Origin of the sequence: Yoonia sp. (assembly GCF_046498525.1) — a bacterium.
Lineage (GTDB): Bacteria > Pseudomonadota > Alphaproteobacteria > Rhodobacterales > Rhodobacteraceae > Yoonia.
Genome location: NZ_JAWOAN010000033.1, coordinates 1 through 14,770, shown reverse-complemented (window position 1 = coordinate 14,770; position 14,770 = coordinate 1). Strand labels below are relative to the sequence as shown.

The following is a 14,770-nucleotide window of genomic DNA, read 5'->3' as shown; positions in this document are numbered from 1 at the left end:
TAAGTCATTGACCGTTAATGTATAGTAACTTCCCGGATTCAAATCACTCCCTAATTCAAGTAATACTTCATTGTATTTTCCTCCGTACGGAATCGTAACCGTATTAATTGTAAAACCAGTCAAACTAAAATCACTCACATCAACCGTATTAGCTGCTAAATTTTCAGAAAAAACGACTTTAACTTGATTAGAAGAAACCGCTTCAGCTTCAACAACACTAAACACATTTCGACACGGCTGACAGCGTACCGTTGGAACATTTCTTTGATCGGGTGGCACCGCAAAGAAAGCAAAAGAAATGACGGTCCACAGTGTGCCGATGCAAACAGCGCGGTCTACATCCAGCATGCCGGTCTACGCCGCCACCGATCTGACACTGGGCGGCAATCAGGCGCAGATTACGCTGAATGATCAGGTCTATACTCTGCGCATCACACGCGCAGGCAAACTCATCTTGACGAAATGAACGCTATTCTTCGATCATCGGGGGACCGGTATGCCGACCCATTGTCTGATCAACGCGGGCTTTCCGCACTCAGTACCACATACTTGCAGCTTTGGGCGGACGGGCAAGCAGGTCGCGACAGGATGATCTGCGAAATCCATAACGCGCTTGGCCCTCAGCGTGGACAGCGTATCATCACCCTCTGGACCGAATTTCTTGAAATCTATCGTTGTTACCAGCTAGACGCCGCAGTGCCACACGCCATCTATGATGCATATCTTGGCATCGATGAAACAAGTTTCGCCAAATTCTTGGTCTCAGCCGTCGAAGGCGAGCGCGAAGAAGCACTCTTGCTGGCGCTGTCGTTGGTAAGGCCGGATGCGGTCCTGATCCTGACCAACATGGCAACCCAGATCGGGCTTTCGTTAAAGCAGATCGTGTTGATCCGGTCACAGACCGATACACCGCTTTCCCCCAGGCTCCACTAAAGGCGTTTGCGCGCAATCACAGGTCCATCGCCTTGCGCCTCGATCCGCAAGATCGCCCGCTTGATCGGCTCATAAACTGTCGCCATATGATGTGCGTTGGCGTGAACCATCGTCTCGGCATCCACCATCATGCCCACATGACCACCCCAGAAAACCAGATCACCACGTTGATAGGCACCCTCAAAAGATTGGCCCAACCCTGCGCACTGCAAGTCACTGTCCGCCGGGCAATCCAGACCACAGACAGACAAAGCCGCAGCAATCAGGCCAGAGCAATCAATCCCCTGCGTCGAATTTCCACCCCACAGATACGGCACGCCAAAGTGTAACTGGGCCACAGTCGCAGGGTCGGAAAAGGGACGATCCAACTGGCGCAAATGGCTTTTGGGAATGAACCCCACATTCGTTTCAAAGAACTTGCGCCGTTCATCAAGAACAGTCACGCGCGCGCCGAAAGGCAGCCCATGCAGGTCGGGCGACTTGAAATCCTCAGCCGCATAAGCATGTGTCCCGACAGTCGCCACGAAATGTGAAGGGGCAGTGACCTCTGTCAGCAAATCAGACCGGACATAGCCGACATACCCATCCACCGCCTGCACAAACGACCAGCCCTCATGGTCCTCGAACACAGCGACCTCCGCGCCTTGCAGCAGTTGGCGATCACGCGCACCGACCGGACCAGCGCAGAGGTCAATCACAGGCGCGCCGACCATTGCGGCCCATCCTGCGACATAGCGCTCTGCCTCAACCTGCCCCGCCAGATGCATAGCAGCGACACGGCCGTTGGCAGGTGTCAGCCGGCGATCCGTCACAGCTTCAGCATCTCTGGCAACGCCTCAAGCACTGCGCGCGCACCCATGCCGACACCCCCTTTGGGGCGGGACGGCGCGGCGTTCGGTTGCCAGCCGTAGATATCAAAGTGCATATAAGGACTCTCGACAAAGCGGCGCAGAAAAAGCGCCGCCATGATTGTGCCTGCGAATCCGCCCTTCGGTGCATTGTCGAGATCAGCAATCCCCGGCTCGATCATCGCCTCGTAGGGTTCATGAAACGGCATCCGCCAGACCGGATCAGCGACCTTGCGTGCAGCCTTAGTAACCGCATCCGCGTACCCATCGTCATCCGTGAAGAAAGGCGCGATATCCGGTCCAACCGCCACGCGCGCCGCACCTGTCAAAGTCGCCATCGAGATCACGAGTGCCGGATCATCCTCGTCCGACAGGGTCAGCGCATCGGCCAGCACCAAGCGACCTTCGGCATCCGTGTTGTTAATCTCAACCGTCAGACCCTTGCGCGATGTCAGAATATCCTGCGGACGGAACGCATTCCCATCTATAGCATTCTCAACCGCCGGGATCAGCACACGCAGACGCAACGGCAGTTTCAGCGCCATAATCATATGGGCCAACCCCAGCACAGTGGCCGCGCCACCCATATCCTTCTTCATCAGCCCCATAGAACTTTCGGGTTTGATGTTCAGCCCGCCGGTATCAAAACAAACGCCCTTGCCCACCAAGGTCAACTGCGGGCCACTGTCGCCCCAGCGCATATCGATCAGCCGCGGGGCACGGGTCGACGCGCGGCCAACCGTGTGGATCATCGGAAAATTGCTGGTCACCAGATCGTCACCCGTGGTGACATTGATGCTGGCCTCATGCCCTGCTGCCAAGGTCCGTGCTGCTTCCTCCAGCTCATCCGGGCCCATGTCGGAGGCGGGCGTATTGATCAATTCGCGCGTCAGCGCCTCGCCATTGGCGATAATCGCAATCCGGACGGCGTCAACATTATCCGGGGCCACCAATCCCGCAATCGGTGTCGATGGCTTCACATATCGGTCATAGCTATAGCCCGCCAAAAGCCATGCCAGGGCAGCTTCATCCAGATCATCCGCGCTTAGTCCACTGGCGATCTCATAAGTGCCCGCAGGCAATTTACGCGCCACCGCCCCCATGTGAAAGCGGTCGCGCGCGCGCTTCGCGGCACTGCCGTAACCCACCAACACCTGCGACAGACGGCCCTGCGGATCAGGCAGCGTCAACACATGCCCCAATGATCCGTCAAATCCCTGTGCCTTAGCCCAAGATTGCCCTTCGGGCGGGAGTTTGGCCAAGGCATCTTCTACGGCAACCGCCTCCACAACATGAATTGGGATTGCGGTTTCGGTCGGTTCGGCAAAAGCCAGCGGCATGGCGTATCCTTTTGGTTCTGTTCATGCCATAATCTGAACCAGCCGCCGACGGGCCGCAAGGACGGATCACGCTGCCTACATATCCCGCCCCCCCCATACTTCCGACACCGCCACATCGAACCCGCGTTCCAAGCGCGCCATCGTTGCATCAAGCGCGATCGCATCGTGTTGCGCAAGACAGGTACGCACATGGTCAACTGCAACGGAAACCTCTGTCAGGCCGATCTGATCTGCCACAGCCGCAATACGCCGCGCAGGGCGCTCCATCTTTGAAAACGCGCGTTCAGCCAGCGCAGCTTGCAGCATATCAAGACGCATCGCGATGTCTTCCAGCATACGGCAGATTATTTCTTCCGCGTCTTGCGTATTACGTTCAGCGAAAATGCGCGCGAGGGGTGCGGGGTCAAAATGCAAGTGATCGTGACACGAAAGAACAACCACATCAGATGACGGGACAGAAACCGGAGCCGGAAATGGTGTTATCGTCTTCATGATCGTCATTTTACAAAGAGAAGGTTCCCAGAAGGTTGAGACAGATGTGAAAAATCGCTCGAAATTCATGAAAATGCGACGTATCTGTGCAGGAACAAAGAAAGATAGATCCATGCAGCACGCACGTCCCCTCCCGGCCTATCTGGTCAACCGCTATCACGGTTGGAAAGCCACCATCTATACAGAGAACCGTGGCTGGTACCGCAGGCTGGCCGAAGCAGGGCAGCACCCGCGCTCTATGGTGATTTCCTGCTGTGACAGTCGCGTGCATGTCACCTCGATCTTCGGCGCCGATCAGGGCGAGTTCTTTATCCACCGCAATATCGCCAATCTGGTGCCGCCCTTTAACCCTGACGGACATCACCACGGCACGTCCGCTGCGGTCGAATATGCGATTCGCGGACTGAAAGTGGCACATCTTATCGTGCTGGGTCATTCCGGCTGCGGCGGTGTGGAAGGCTGCTACAACATGTGCTCCGGCAACGCTCCGGAACTGGAAGAGACCAGCAGTTTTGTGGGCCGCTGGATGGATATCCTGCGCCCCGGCTTCGCCGACCTGCCCGAAGGCGACGACGCCTCACGCAAACAGGCGCTTGAAAAGGCGTCCGTTGTGATTTCGCTCGAGAATCTGATGACCTTTCCTTTCGTGAAGGAAGCTGTGGAAAGTGAATTGCTCACGGTCCATGGGCTCTGGAACGATATCGGCGAAGGCAGCCTGGAATCCTACGACCCTAAATCGGGCGCGTTCAAAGCAATCTAGGTCCGATAGATTCTACGCCCTTGGCCTGATCCGTAAATGTGTCGGAAAGGGCCGTGCGAAAATACCATGCTGTTCTGCCGCAAAATAGCAAAAAACTTTAACCTTCCTGCGATCTGCTCGAACATTTTTCGTATCAATTGACTTAACTGAAAATCAAAGCACGCGGATACTGGACCCTAGCCTCACCAATCCGCAGACTGCATCTCGCGCAGGCGGCTCGCGGTCCGTTCGAATTCGAACGTACCGGTGCCTTCGACATAAAGCATCTCCGGCTCTGCCGCTGCCGAGCAGATCAACTGCACCCTTGCCTCGTAAAGCGCGTCAATCAGGGTGACAAAGCGTTTGGCCTCGTTGAAGTTGTGGCGCGACAGCGTCGGGATATCCTCAAGGATCAAGACGCGGACGGCATCGGCCAGCGCAAGGTAATCCCCCGCGCCCAAGGGCCGCCCGCACAGGTCATAGAACTTCGCCTTGGCCACACCGTTGTGATAATCCGGCAGTTCGACCTGTCGGCCCTTCACATGCAGCACCAGCGGCTCAGACTTGCCGTTGCTCAACCGCGCCCATATTCTTGCAATCGCTTTCCGCGCTTCAGCATCGATCGGGGTGAAATAGCTTGGCGTACCGGCCAGCCTGTCCTGACGATAATCGGTTTCGCTTGCCAGCTCGTGAACGACCATCTTTTCCTTCAGCAGTGCGATGAACGGCGTAAAGAGCTCTCGGTTCAAGCCGTTCTTGTAAAGATCATCGGGTGGCCGGTTTGACGTGGTCACGATGACAACACCCCGCGCAAATAGTGCCTCGAACAGACGGCCAACAAGCATGGCATCGGTAATGTCGGAAATCTGCATTTCGTCAAACGCGAGAAAGCGTACCTCGTCGGTCAGCTTTGCGGCGACCGGCGCAATCGCATCGTCAACGCCCTGTTTGCGGGCCTCGGTCATTTCCGCATGCACCCACTGCATGAAGGCATGGAAATGGCGCCGCTGTTTGGGGGCATCCACCAGTTCGTAAAGCAGATCCATCAACATGGATTTGCCGCGGCCCACACCACCCCACATGTAAAGGCCGGGGATCGGATCAGGCGCTTTGCGGAAAAACCCGCGTTTGACAGGCTCTGCCAATGCCGTGCGGATACGCTCCAATTCCGGCAAAACGGACAACTGGGCATCATCTGCATGCAATTTGCCGGTATCTACAGCCTGCTGATATGCTTCCTGCACTGTCATCCGGTTTGAATACCGCCCAACCAAAGCAAAGGAAAGCAGACCGTCTTAGTCACGCATGGTAGCACGCAATGCATCGCCCAGTTCTTTGCCATGTGTATAGGGCATCCCGTGGTCTGCATCTTCGATGACCTCTTGGCGCGCATCACGGTTCCAAAGGCCCAACAGCCCGACCGCCTGCAAGGGTACCACCGGATCGGCACCGCCCCAGATCGCGCTGACGGGAATACCCTGCCGGTACAGCTTTCGGTGATCGCCTTCCTGATCTTCCGCAAGCATCTCGCGACGACTGGACAAGATGGCCGGCAGATAGCCCCGGCGTGCCAATGCCAAGCGCTGCGCCTGAAAGACGACGTCGATCTGCCTGTTTGCACCCTTCTTGGAGATAGACTTCAAAATCTGAGTACGCGCAAACATCGCGTGCGCCCAATCGCCCAGCACCGGCACGCGCCTGCAAAACCGGGTGAATGCGGTTTCATTGATCCTGACACCAGCGCCTGCAATCAGAATAATGCGCTTTACACTATGCGGGTATTCGCTGGCAAAGGCGGTCGCGATGCTGCCGCCCATGGAATAGCCCGCAATTGTCAACTCTTCGGTCAGGCCATGATAGGCGCAAAGGTCCGACAACTGGCGCAGGAAAAATGCGCGGTCCTGTTTGCCGCCGGGAGCATCGGAAAGGCCACGGCCGTAAATATCATACATCAAGACACGATATCCCAACCGCCCAAGCCCGTCGGCAACGGCTTCCATAGACGCCATGGGAGTCGAAACACCATGCACCACCACGGCCACCGGTCCGCGGGCAGAGCCGGCCCATCGGTAATGGGTCACACCTTGCGACAGTTGAATGAATTCGCCTTTCGCCCCATGCCGCTCAGCAGGGCCGATCGCCGTGCGGCGTCGCTCAACCATGAACGGCCGCGCAGCGATAAACGCGACGGCAACACCTAGCAAAGGAACCAGAGACCACACCAACAAGGAATTGCCTTTCATACAGAGGAGATGCGCCTCTTAGACCTAAGCGGACCAGGCTTCCAGTACGTACCTGCTCGTCATAAGGTCCAGATGCGCACCACCGCCGTTCTTAAACAGGGTAATCTCGTCGGGATTATGGCGCTGGAACCGGTCAAGCTGATAGTAATCCGCCACGACATCCCCGGCATCGAAGGCCCCCGCAGCTATGGGGATTTTCAGCTCGCCAATATGTCCTATCGTGGTTTCACGACTGTCAACGAAGACCCGTGCGCGGTTCAAGGCATCATCATCCACCTCGCGCATGTCGGGGCGGTAAGCGCCAATCAGATCAACGTGCTGGCCCGGTTGCAGCCATGCGCCTTTGATAATCGGCGCGGTGGACATCGTGGCGGATGTAATAATATCGGCACTTCTCACTGCTGTTTCGAGGTCATTCGCAATCGCGACATCCGGGAAAGCTTCTTGCATCGCCTCGGCTCCCTCGGGCGAACGGTTCCAAACGGTGAACTGCGCCTGTGGAAAGGCCGTGCCATAGGCTTCACGCAGCGAATGTCCGACGGTCCCGGCACCCACGATCAGGATGTGGTTACTATCCGGCCGCGCCAACCGCCGCGCCGCCAGCAGGCTGTCGCCCGCCGTCTTCCACTTCGTGACCAAGGCGAAATCAAGGATCGCTTCCAAGGCCCCGTCCTGACCGGAAAACAGGTTCACCGCACCGCCAATCACCGGCTTGCCCGCGTCCTTGTTGCCCGGAAAGATCGTCGCGCACTTGACCGCCAGACCCAGCCCCGCGATCCATGCCGACCGGTTCAGCAGCGTGTTGTCGCCTTCATATAGAAACACATCCGCCACATCCGCCCTTGGCCCGTCATGGCCCGCCGCCAGCGCATCGGTCAGAGCCAGCCAGTCAAGGTTTTTCTGGCCATCTTCAAAGGGGATCATCACCGTCATTGCGCATTTTCCTTGCTCAGTAATCCTTCGGCCACCAGTCTGTCGGCCCAACCTTGGGGTCCGTCAAAGTGATGGGTCTGCCAGCCACGTACTGCGGCCATTTCGATATTATCGATCCGGTCATCGGTGAACAGCAAGCCATCAGGCGGAACCCCGCAATCAGCCTCGACCTGTCTGTAAATCTCGGCATCGGGCTTGATGACGCCCATATGACCCGAGATATAGCGTCTGTCGAATTCCCCCATAAACGGATAGACAGGTTCCGCAATTTCAAAGGTCTGGATGCCGAAATTCGTCAGCGCAAATACAGGGACTCGTGCCTGTCTGAGCGCACGCAACAACCGGACTGAATGATCAATCGCAGGGGCGGCCATCTCCATCCAGCGGTCGTGCCACATCAGCACCTCGTCGTGCCAGTCGGGGTTGGCCTTTGCCGCCGCATGGATCGTGTCGCGGAAATTGCCGCCACGGTCCACTTCGTCATTGATCCCGTGCAGATCAATGGCGGCAAACATGGCGCGGCGGCGGTCTGGCCCGATGACACTGTCGAAAAACCGCTCCGGCTGCCACTCAATCAGCACGTTTCCAATGTCGAATACGACGGCCTTGACCTGTGTCATCGCTGCTCCTGTCATCTCTGCAGCGCAGACTAACGCCGCAAGGGCCGCTGTAAAGTAACCGGTTTCGCCTGTGCATCGCGCCAGATCGTGAAAAGCCCCGCACCAAGGATCAGCCCCATGCCGACATAATCCCAGCCGCCGGGATATTCGCCAAAGACCACCATCCCCCAGACCACCGACATTGGCAGCGCCAGATATTCAAAGGGTGCCACATAAGACGCCTCTGCCACGCGGTAGGCCTGACTGATCAGATACCCCGCAGCCGCGATGCCAGCGCCGACGATCAAGAAGATCAGATAGTCCGCAGGGTCTGGCCAGCCCCATGCGCGAAACAGGAACGCAAGCGACGGATCGGACTGGTCGCCAAAGCGCCCGTCACCCACAAGAAAGCCAAAGAGAAGACCCACGATGATGAACACGATCTGGATATAAAACGCCATCGTCGCAGCACTTTCCGTACCACCGATCCGGCGCGTCAGCGTATGCAGCCCCGCATAGCAGAACGCGGCGACCAAAGGCAGCAGCGACGCCACCTGAAATGCCGCCGTGCCGGGCCGCATCATAACCAGCACCCCGATAAAACCGACCGCAATCGCGGCCCAGCGCCGTGGGCCGACGACCTCACCCAGAAAAACGACCGAGAACAGTGTAATCACCAGCGGACTGATGAAAAAGATGGCCACCGCATCTGCCAAGGGCATCGCTGCGAGGCCCAGAAAGAAAGTCATATTTGCAAACACAACACAAAGCCCGCGCAACATATGCATCTTGAGCTTCTTGGTGCGGGCGATCCCCCAGCCCGATGTCATCGGCGCGATAATGACCACGATCACCAGCAAAGCGATAAGCGACCGGATCAAGACAACCTGATGCAAGGCATAGCCATCGCTCAGAAACTTGATCGCGACGTCATTGATCGAAAAGAAAACAACCGCAACCGACGCGCAAACTGCGCCCAGCTTGGTTGGCGACATCGTTGTCACGGCTTTGCCGCCGCGCGCACGGCGCGTTCCAGCGCATCCAGAAACCGCGCCCGATCTGCCTTGCCAAAGGGCTTGCCGCCGCCTTGCCGGAATGGATCAGCCGCACGCATATCCGTCATCAGGTCACGGGTCGCCAGCACATTGCCGATATTGGCCTGCGTCAGCGCTTCGCCATTGTGTTTCAGCACCAGCGCCCCGTTTTCGATGCACCGCGCGGCAAGAGGGATATCATCCGTAATCACCACATCACCCTTGGTTGCCCGGTCCGCGATCCACATATCGGCCACATCAGGGCCATCAGGCACGACCACGGTTTCTACCAATGGGTTCGGCGAGGGCCTGATCCCACCGTTCGACACCACGAACATCTTCAGCTTGTGCCGCGTGCCGACGCGTTCGACCTCTGCTTTCACAGGGCATGCATCGGCGTCCACATAGATCATGCGTATAACGCATCTGAATGGAAGGCGATGTGATCTTCCATGAAGGTCGCGATGAAGAAATACGAATGGTCGTAACCTTTCTGCAACCGGATCTGGCCCTCTTGCCGCTTTGTCGCCATGGCCTGCGCAAAGTGCTCTGTCCCCAGCAAATCGCCGAACTGGTCGTCCGTGCCGGTATCAATCAGGATCGGGCCGTCGAAACCCGCGTCCTGCATCAGCAATATCGCATCATGCGGCGCTCCTTTTGCCGCGTCTCCCAGATAGGCGGCAAACTGCTTGCGGCCCCAATCGCTCTGCGTGGGATGGCAGATCGGCGCAAAGGCCGACACAGACTTGAACCGCCCCGGCAAAGCCATCGCCATGGTCAACGCGCCATGGCCGCCCATGGAATGGCCGGTGATCGACTGGCGCGACATATCCAGCGGAAAATTCCCGGCCAGTAACGCGGGCAATTCCTCGGTCACATAGGTCCACATCTTGAAATGCCTGTCCCAAGGGGCCTCTGTCGCATCAATATAAAAGCCCGCACCCTGCCCCAGATCATAGGCCTCGTCGTTGGGCACATCATCGCCGCGCGGCGAGGTATCGGGATAAACCAGTGCGATCCCATGTTCCGCCGCCCATGCCTGCGCACCTGCCTTCGTCATCGCGTTTTCGTGGGTGCAGGTCAGACCGGACAGGAACCACAGAACCGGAACGGGTCCATGTGTGGCCTCTTCCGGCAGAAAGACCGCAAAGGTCATGTCACACGAACACGCCTTTGACGCGTGGCTATAGACACCCTGCGTGCCACCAAAACAGCGGTTCTCCGAGATCGTTTGCATCAGCACTCCCTTTCGATTGTCCAAGGGCTAGCGCAGGTTCAGAAGGTTGTCACCCACGCAATGACCAAGGACACGGTTACAACGCTCGCTGCTGTCGAGATCAGGATCGAAGCTGACACCCGCGTCGGCGCAACACCGTAATGCTGGGCGAGGATATAAACATTGCCCGCCACAGGCAGGGCGGCAGCCGCAATCATCACACCTGCCGCATAGGGATCAACGTCAAAGACAAAAAGCGCGGCAACCGCAACCGCCGCGGGATGCAGCACCAGCTTGCAGAACGACAGCCAGCCCGCAATCGCCACACGCTCGGCTGATTTGCTGGCAAGCGACGCGCCGATGGCAAACAGCGCACCGGGCGTGGCCGCCGCGCCCAAAAGCGTCAGAAAATCATTTACGGGCCCCGGGATCGGCACGTTGTTGGCAGAGACCAGCAACCCCAAAGAGATCGACACGATCATCGGGTTCTTGATCAGGCCAACCGCGACGGTCCAAAGTATTTTCGGCGACATGCGCCCGTCACGTGACCCCGTAATCAGTATGACGATCAAGCTGCCGAACACGATCAAGTCTACGGCAAGAACCATCATCACCGGTCCGACCGCACCTTCCCCCAGCAACAAAACCAGCATCGGGATGCCAAGAAAGCCCACATTGCCGATCACCGCGCACTGACCTTCAACCGCTGCTTCTGTCACAGGCAAACCGCGCCGCCGTGCAACGCGCACAGCGAAAAGATAAATCACGGTCGTTGCGCTAAGGTACGCCATGACGAACTGCCAATCGAGGATTTCTTCCAACGACAGGTTCGCCGAAAACCGGAACAGCATTGCAGAAAGCGCAAAGTAGAAGACAAATTTCGTCAGGTAGGCTGTCGCCTCTTCGGAAAAGAACTTCGTGACACCCGAGCAGTACCCCAATGCGATGATCATGAAGAACGGCAGTGTTTGTAGAAATATTTCCCACATGCGGGTTAATCAAAGGTTCCCGTTGAGCGGGCCAGCAGCATAAAGGCGCGCGACGTACGGGTTTCCGCCAGTTCCAGCAAGTCGGTATCGGTAGCGTTTTCTTCAAAAGCAACCAAAAGCTGGTCAAAGCACCGCAGGAAGTGATGTACGGAATCGCGGAAAATCGTTTCGTCCCGCATCCTGTTGCTGACCACGGACAAATAGGTCTGGTCCCTGATCCCGCCCAGACGATCCACGGCCTTGCCCCGCTCGCCCTTGGCAAAGCGGCGCCACAGATCCGCGCTCACCGGTTCGGGGCGCAAGTCGTCCATGTAGACCCCGTCCTGTGACAACAGCGTCAGCACATCCTGACTGGCCTGTACCAGCTTGCGCGCACTGCGGTCACGCAAGGCACGACGCAAGGCGGCAAAACCTTCCGTGTCGTTCTCATCATTGGGAAAATGGAGCGCCTTGATCAGATCAGGGCGTTCGATCGGTGGGTTCGCCGACTCAGGCGGTGTGTCAAAGGCCAAGGCAGGCTGGTCGGCAGGTGCCTGCGGGGCCGCGCTCGGCACAATCAGGCGCGATACCTCGCGACGGGAAGTAAAGCCCGTAACAGACGCTTGCGACGTTGGAGGCGACGTTGGCGGTGATGCGGGTTCTGGTGGAGCGGCAACCTGCGCCGCTTTGGTCCGGATCGTGGCCGAGTTGGCACTCTGTGCATCGGCGATCCGGTGAAGTCCAGCCTGCACCTGAAACAACTCATTGCGAAGATCGCGCTGACCCCGTGAAGACGCGGACGCCACAAGCACAAGACCGGCAGGCATAAAAACGGCGGTCAGCACCAAAGCCAAACGGCCCAATGCAAAGCCATCATCCGGGCCGGTTTCAGGCCAAACCATCCAGAACAGGGCACCCATGACAACAACCCATGCAATCGCCGCGGCGATTGCCAAAGAATCGGCCCGGGCAAGACCTTCGGCCTCTCTGGCCCTGTCGTTGGCAGGTTGCTGCATCATATTCCGCGCTTGTCCTATTGATACTTGATCGACAAAATCTCGTAACTGCGTACGCCGCCGGGTGTGCGGACTTCTACGCTGTCACCTTCGTCCTTGCCAATCAATGCACGCGACAAGGGCGACTTCATGTTCAACTTGCCGTTTTCGATGTCGGCCTCGTACTCGCCGACGATCTGATAGGTCTTTTCCTCATCGGTGTCTTCATCGACCAACTCTACAGTCGCGCCGAATTTGACAGTGCCGGACAGCTTGGCGGGGTCAATTACGTCTGCCAGTGAAATCACGCCTTCCAGCTCTTTCACGCGCCCCTCGATGAAGGACTGCTTTTCCTTGGCGGAATGGTATTCTGCATTCTCGGACAGATCGCCATGTTCACGCGCCTCCGAGATCGCACGGATGATAGCCGGGCGTTCCACGGATTTCAGGTGCTTGAGTTCTGCATCCAGCTTGTCAAAGCCGGCGCGTGTCAGTGGTATCTTGTCCATCATCAATCCCCTCCCGGGGCAAAAAATATAAAACGAGTGTTCATAGTCTATTAGGCGCTGCCCGAGTCAAGGCTTCAGCGCGATTTCATGTCGCGTGCGCCAATTTTGACGTCGTGTCTTGATTGCCCCTTAACCCAGCATCAGGTAACGCTTGCTACGACCGAAGAAAAGGGGCACGCCCCCGGAGTTTTGAGGATTTGCCAATGTCCGAAATTGAACGCGAAGCGATGGAGTATGACGTTGTGATTGTCGGTGCCGGTCCTGCGGGCCTGTCCGCCGCGATCCGGCTCAAGCAATTGGATGCTGAGCTGAATGTTGTGGTCCTCGAAAAAGGCTCCGAAGTAGGTGCGCATATCCTGTCCGGCGCGGTCCTTGATCCGGTTGGCCTGAACAAGCTGATACCCGACTGGAAAGAAAAGGGTGCGCCGCTGAACGTGCCGGTCAAAGAAGACAACTTTTACATGCTGGGCGAGGCCGGTCAGATACGCATCCCGAACATGCTGATGCCACCGCTGATGAACAACCACGGCAACTACATCGTGTCCATGGGTAACGTGTGTCGCTGGATGGCGGAACAAGCCGAGGAAATGGGCGTCGAGATTTTCCCGGGTATGGCCTGTTCCGAAATCGTCTATGGCGAAAACGGCGAGGTCAAAGGCGTGGTCGCGGGCGAATTCGGCAAGAACCCCGATGGCACCCCTGGCCCGTCTTACGAACCCGGTATGGAGTTGCATGGCAAATACGTCTTCCTTGGCGAAGGCGTGCGCGGGTCACTGTCCAAGCAGGTGATCGCAAAATATGACCTTGCCGCCAGATCCGACGTGCAGAAGTACGGCCTCGGGATGAAGGAAATCTGGGAAGTCGACCCTGAAAAGCATAAAGAAGGCACCGTAACCCATACGATGGGCTGGCCCTTGGAAAGCAACGCCGGTGGCGGGTCTTTCATTTACCACCTTGAAAACAATCAGGTCTACGTGGGTTTCGTGGTCCACCTGAACTACAAAAACCCGCATGTCTTCCCTTACATGGAATTCCAGCGTTTCAAGCATCACCCGCAGGTGTCTGAACTGCTGAAAGGCGGCAAACGGGTCGCATACGGTGCGCGGGCCATTTCAGAAGGCGGTTATCAATCCATGCCGCAGCTTGAATTCCCCGGCGGCGCTCTCTTGGGGTGTGCGGCTGGTATGGTCAACGTCCCGCGCATCAAAGGGAACCATAATGCGATGCTGTCCGGCATTGCCGCGGCAGAAGCGGCGGTAGACGCGATCAAGGCTGGGCGCGGTGGCGATCTGCTGGACGGATACGACACAGCCGTGCGCAAAGGCGAGATCGGCGATGATCTGAAAAAAGTGCGCAACGTCAAACCGCTCTGGTCCAAATACGGCCTGCTTGCATCGCTCGGCATAGGCGGAATGGACATGTGGATGAATACGCTTGGCATAGGAATCCTTGGCACTCTGGCGCACGGAAAATCCGATGCGGAAGCGACCGAAGAGGCCAGCAAGCACAAGGAAATCACCTATCCCAAACCCGACGGAAAACTTTCCTTTGACCGCCTGACCAACGTCGCTTTCAGCTTTACCAATCACGAGGAAAGCCAGCCTGCACACCTGCAACTGACTGATCCGGATGTGCCGGTAAAAGTGAACCTCGCCAAATATGCGGGGCCTTCAGCGCGTTATTGCCCGGCGGGTGTCTACGAGTTCGTTGGTGAAGGTGCAGAGACGAAATTCCAGATCAACTTCCAGAACTGCGTCCACTGCAAGACCTGTGACATCAAGGACCCCAGCCAGAACATCACATGGGTTGTGCCACAGGGCGGCGACGGACCGAACTATCCGAATATGTAAAACAAAAGGCCCCCGTCTCTGGGGCTTTTGAGCCTATAGCAACTGCAGGACCCCCTTAATGCATTGGATTG

Annotated in this window: 18 protein-coding genes; 4 read left to right on the top strand and 14 right to left on the bottom strand. The window is 57.3% G+C overall.

What is annotated here, in order from left to right:
• The coding region (locus R6T97_RS02405) for an Ig-like domain-containing protein (protein WP_410347715.1) at positions 1-348 on the bottom strand (348 nt) is incomplete at its 3' end.
• Between R6T97_RS02405 and hemP the strand changes: the two genes are divergently transcribed.
• Positions 320-466, top strand: coding sequence for a hemin uptake protein HemP (gene hemP, locus R6T97_RS02400; protein ID WP_410347714.1), 147 nt, complete (start codon positions 320-322; stop codon positions 464-466). The two genes, R6T97_RS02405 and hemP, sit on opposite strands and share 29 nt — an antisense overlap.
• Positions 467-507: 41 nt before the next feature.
• On the top strand, positions 508-933 hold the full coding sequence (locus tag R6T97_RS02395; protein WP_410347713.1) for a hypothetical protein: 426 nt from the start codon (positions 508-510) through the stop codon (positions 931-933).
• Here the strand turns inward: R6T97_RS02395 and R6T97_RS02390 are convergent.
• From R6T97_RS02390 to R6T97_RS02380, 3 genes are all read right to left on the bottom strand, one after another.
• A complete protein-coding gene (locus R6T97_RS02390) occupies positions 930-1,745 on the bottom strand; it encodes an NlpC/P60 family protein (RefSeq protein WP_410347712.1) in 816 nt (271 codons plus the stop codon). The two genes, R6T97_RS02395 and R6T97_RS02390, sit on opposite strands and share 4 nt — an antisense overlap.
• Complete coding sequence (locus R6T97_RS02385) at positions 1,742-3,121, bottom strand: leucyl aminopeptidase family protein (protein ID WP_410347711.1); 1,380 nt, start codon at positions 3,119-3,121, stop codon at positions 1,742-1,744. The genes R6T97_RS02390 and R6T97_RS02385 overlap by 4 nt, the downstream gene beginning before the upstream one ends.
• Positions 3,122-3,196: 75 nt before the next feature.
• Complete coding sequence (locus R6T97_RS02380; protein ID WP_410347710.1) at positions 3,197-3,613, bottom strand: hypothetical protein; 417 nt, start codon at positions 3,611-3,613, stop codon at positions 3,197-3,199.
• A 112-nt stretch (positions 3,614-3,725) separates the two neighbouring features.
• Here R6T97_RS02380 and R6T97_RS02375 point away from each other — a divergent pair, with 112 nt between their 5' ends.
• Positions 3,726-4,373, top strand: a complete 648-nt coding sequence (locus R6T97_RS02375; RefSeq protein WP_410347709.1) for a carbonic anhydrase — start codon at positions 3,726-3,728, stop codon at positions 4,371-4,373.
• 182 nt (positions 4,374-4,555) lie between these two features.
• Here R6T97_RS02375 and zapE read toward each other — a convergent pair whose 3' ends face one another.
• Genes zapE through greA form a run of 10 tightly spaced genes read right to left on the bottom strand, consistent with a single transcriptional unit; the run spans position 4,556 to position 12,849 of the window.
• Entirely contained in the window at positions 4,556-5,602 is a 1,047-nt protein-coding gene (gene zapE / locus R6T97_RS02370) for a cell division protein ZapE (RefSeq protein WP_410347708.1), read from the bottom strand.
• Between the two features lie 45 nt (positions 5,603-5,647).
• Positions 5,648-6,574, bottom strand: coding sequence for an alpha/beta fold hydrolase (locus R6T97_RS02365; protein WP_410347707.1), 927 nt, complete (start codon positions 6,572-6,574; stop codon positions 5,648-5,650).
• A 45-nt stretch (positions 6,575-6,619) separates the two neighbouring features.
• Positions 6,620-7,528, bottom strand: a complete 909-nt coding sequence (locus R6T97_RS02360) for an ornithine cyclodeaminase family protein (RefSeq protein WP_410347706.1) — start codon at positions 7,526-7,528, stop codon at positions 6,620-6,622.
• On the bottom strand, positions 7,525-8,148 hold the full coding sequence (locus R6T97_RS02355; protein WP_410347705.1) for an HAD family hydrolase: 624 nt from the start codon (positions 8,146-8,148) through the stop codon (positions 7,525-7,527). The genes R6T97_RS02360 and R6T97_RS02355 overlap by 4 nt, the downstream gene beginning before the upstream one ends.
• 29 nt (positions 8,149-8,177) lie before the next feature.
• The gene (locus R6T97_RS02350) at positions 8,178-9,122 is read right to left on the bottom strand and encodes a DMT family transporter (RefSeq protein ID WP_410347704.1); all 945 of its coding nucleotides are present in this window, start codon (positions 9,120-9,122) and stop codon (positions 8,178-8,180) included.
• Between the two features lie 5 nt (positions 9,123-9,127).
• Positions 9,128-9,574 (bottom strand): YaiI/YqxD family protein, encoded by a 447-nt coding sequence (locus tag R6T97_RS02345; RefSeq protein ID WP_410347703.1) that lies wholly within the window; start codon positions 9,572-9,574, stop codon positions 9,128-9,130.
• A complete protein-coding gene (gene fghA / locus R6T97_RS02340) occupies positions 9,571-10,398 on the bottom strand; it encodes an S-formylglutathione hydrolase (RefSeq protein WP_410347702.1) in 828 nt (275 codons plus the stop codon). Before fghA ends, R6T97_RS02345 begins: the two co-directional genes overlap by 4 nt.
• A gap of 38 nt (positions 10,399-10,436) precedes the next feature.
• A complete protein-coding gene (locus R6T97_RS02335; protein WP_410347701.1) occupies positions 10,437-11,366 on the bottom strand; it encodes an AEC family transporter in 930 nt (309 codons plus the stop codon).
• Between the two features lie 5 nt (positions 11,367-11,371).
• On the bottom strand, positions 11,372-12,364 hold the full coding sequence (locus R6T97_RS02330) for a hypothetical protein (protein WP_410347700.1): 993 nt from the start codon (positions 12,362-12,364) through the stop codon (positions 11,372-11,374).
• Between the two features lie 14 nt (positions 12,365-12,378).
• Positions 12,379-12,849, bottom strand: a complete 471-nt coding sequence (gene greA / locus R6T97_RS02325) for a transcription elongation factor GreA (RefSeq protein WP_410347716.1) — start codon at positions 12,847-12,849, stop codon at positions 12,379-12,381.
• A 203-nt stretch (positions 12,850-13,052) separates the two neighbouring features.
• Here greA and R6T97_RS02320 point away from each other — a divergent pair, with 203 nt between their 5' ends.
• Positions 13,053-14,699: an electron transfer flavoprotein-ubiquinone oxidoreductase gene (locus R6T97_RS02320; RefSeq protein ID WP_410347699.1), complete on the top strand. Its 1,647-nt coding sequence runs from the start codon at positions 13,053-13,055 to the stop codon at positions 14,697-14,699.
• The last annotated feature ends 71 nt before the right edge of the window (positions 14,700-14,770 follow it).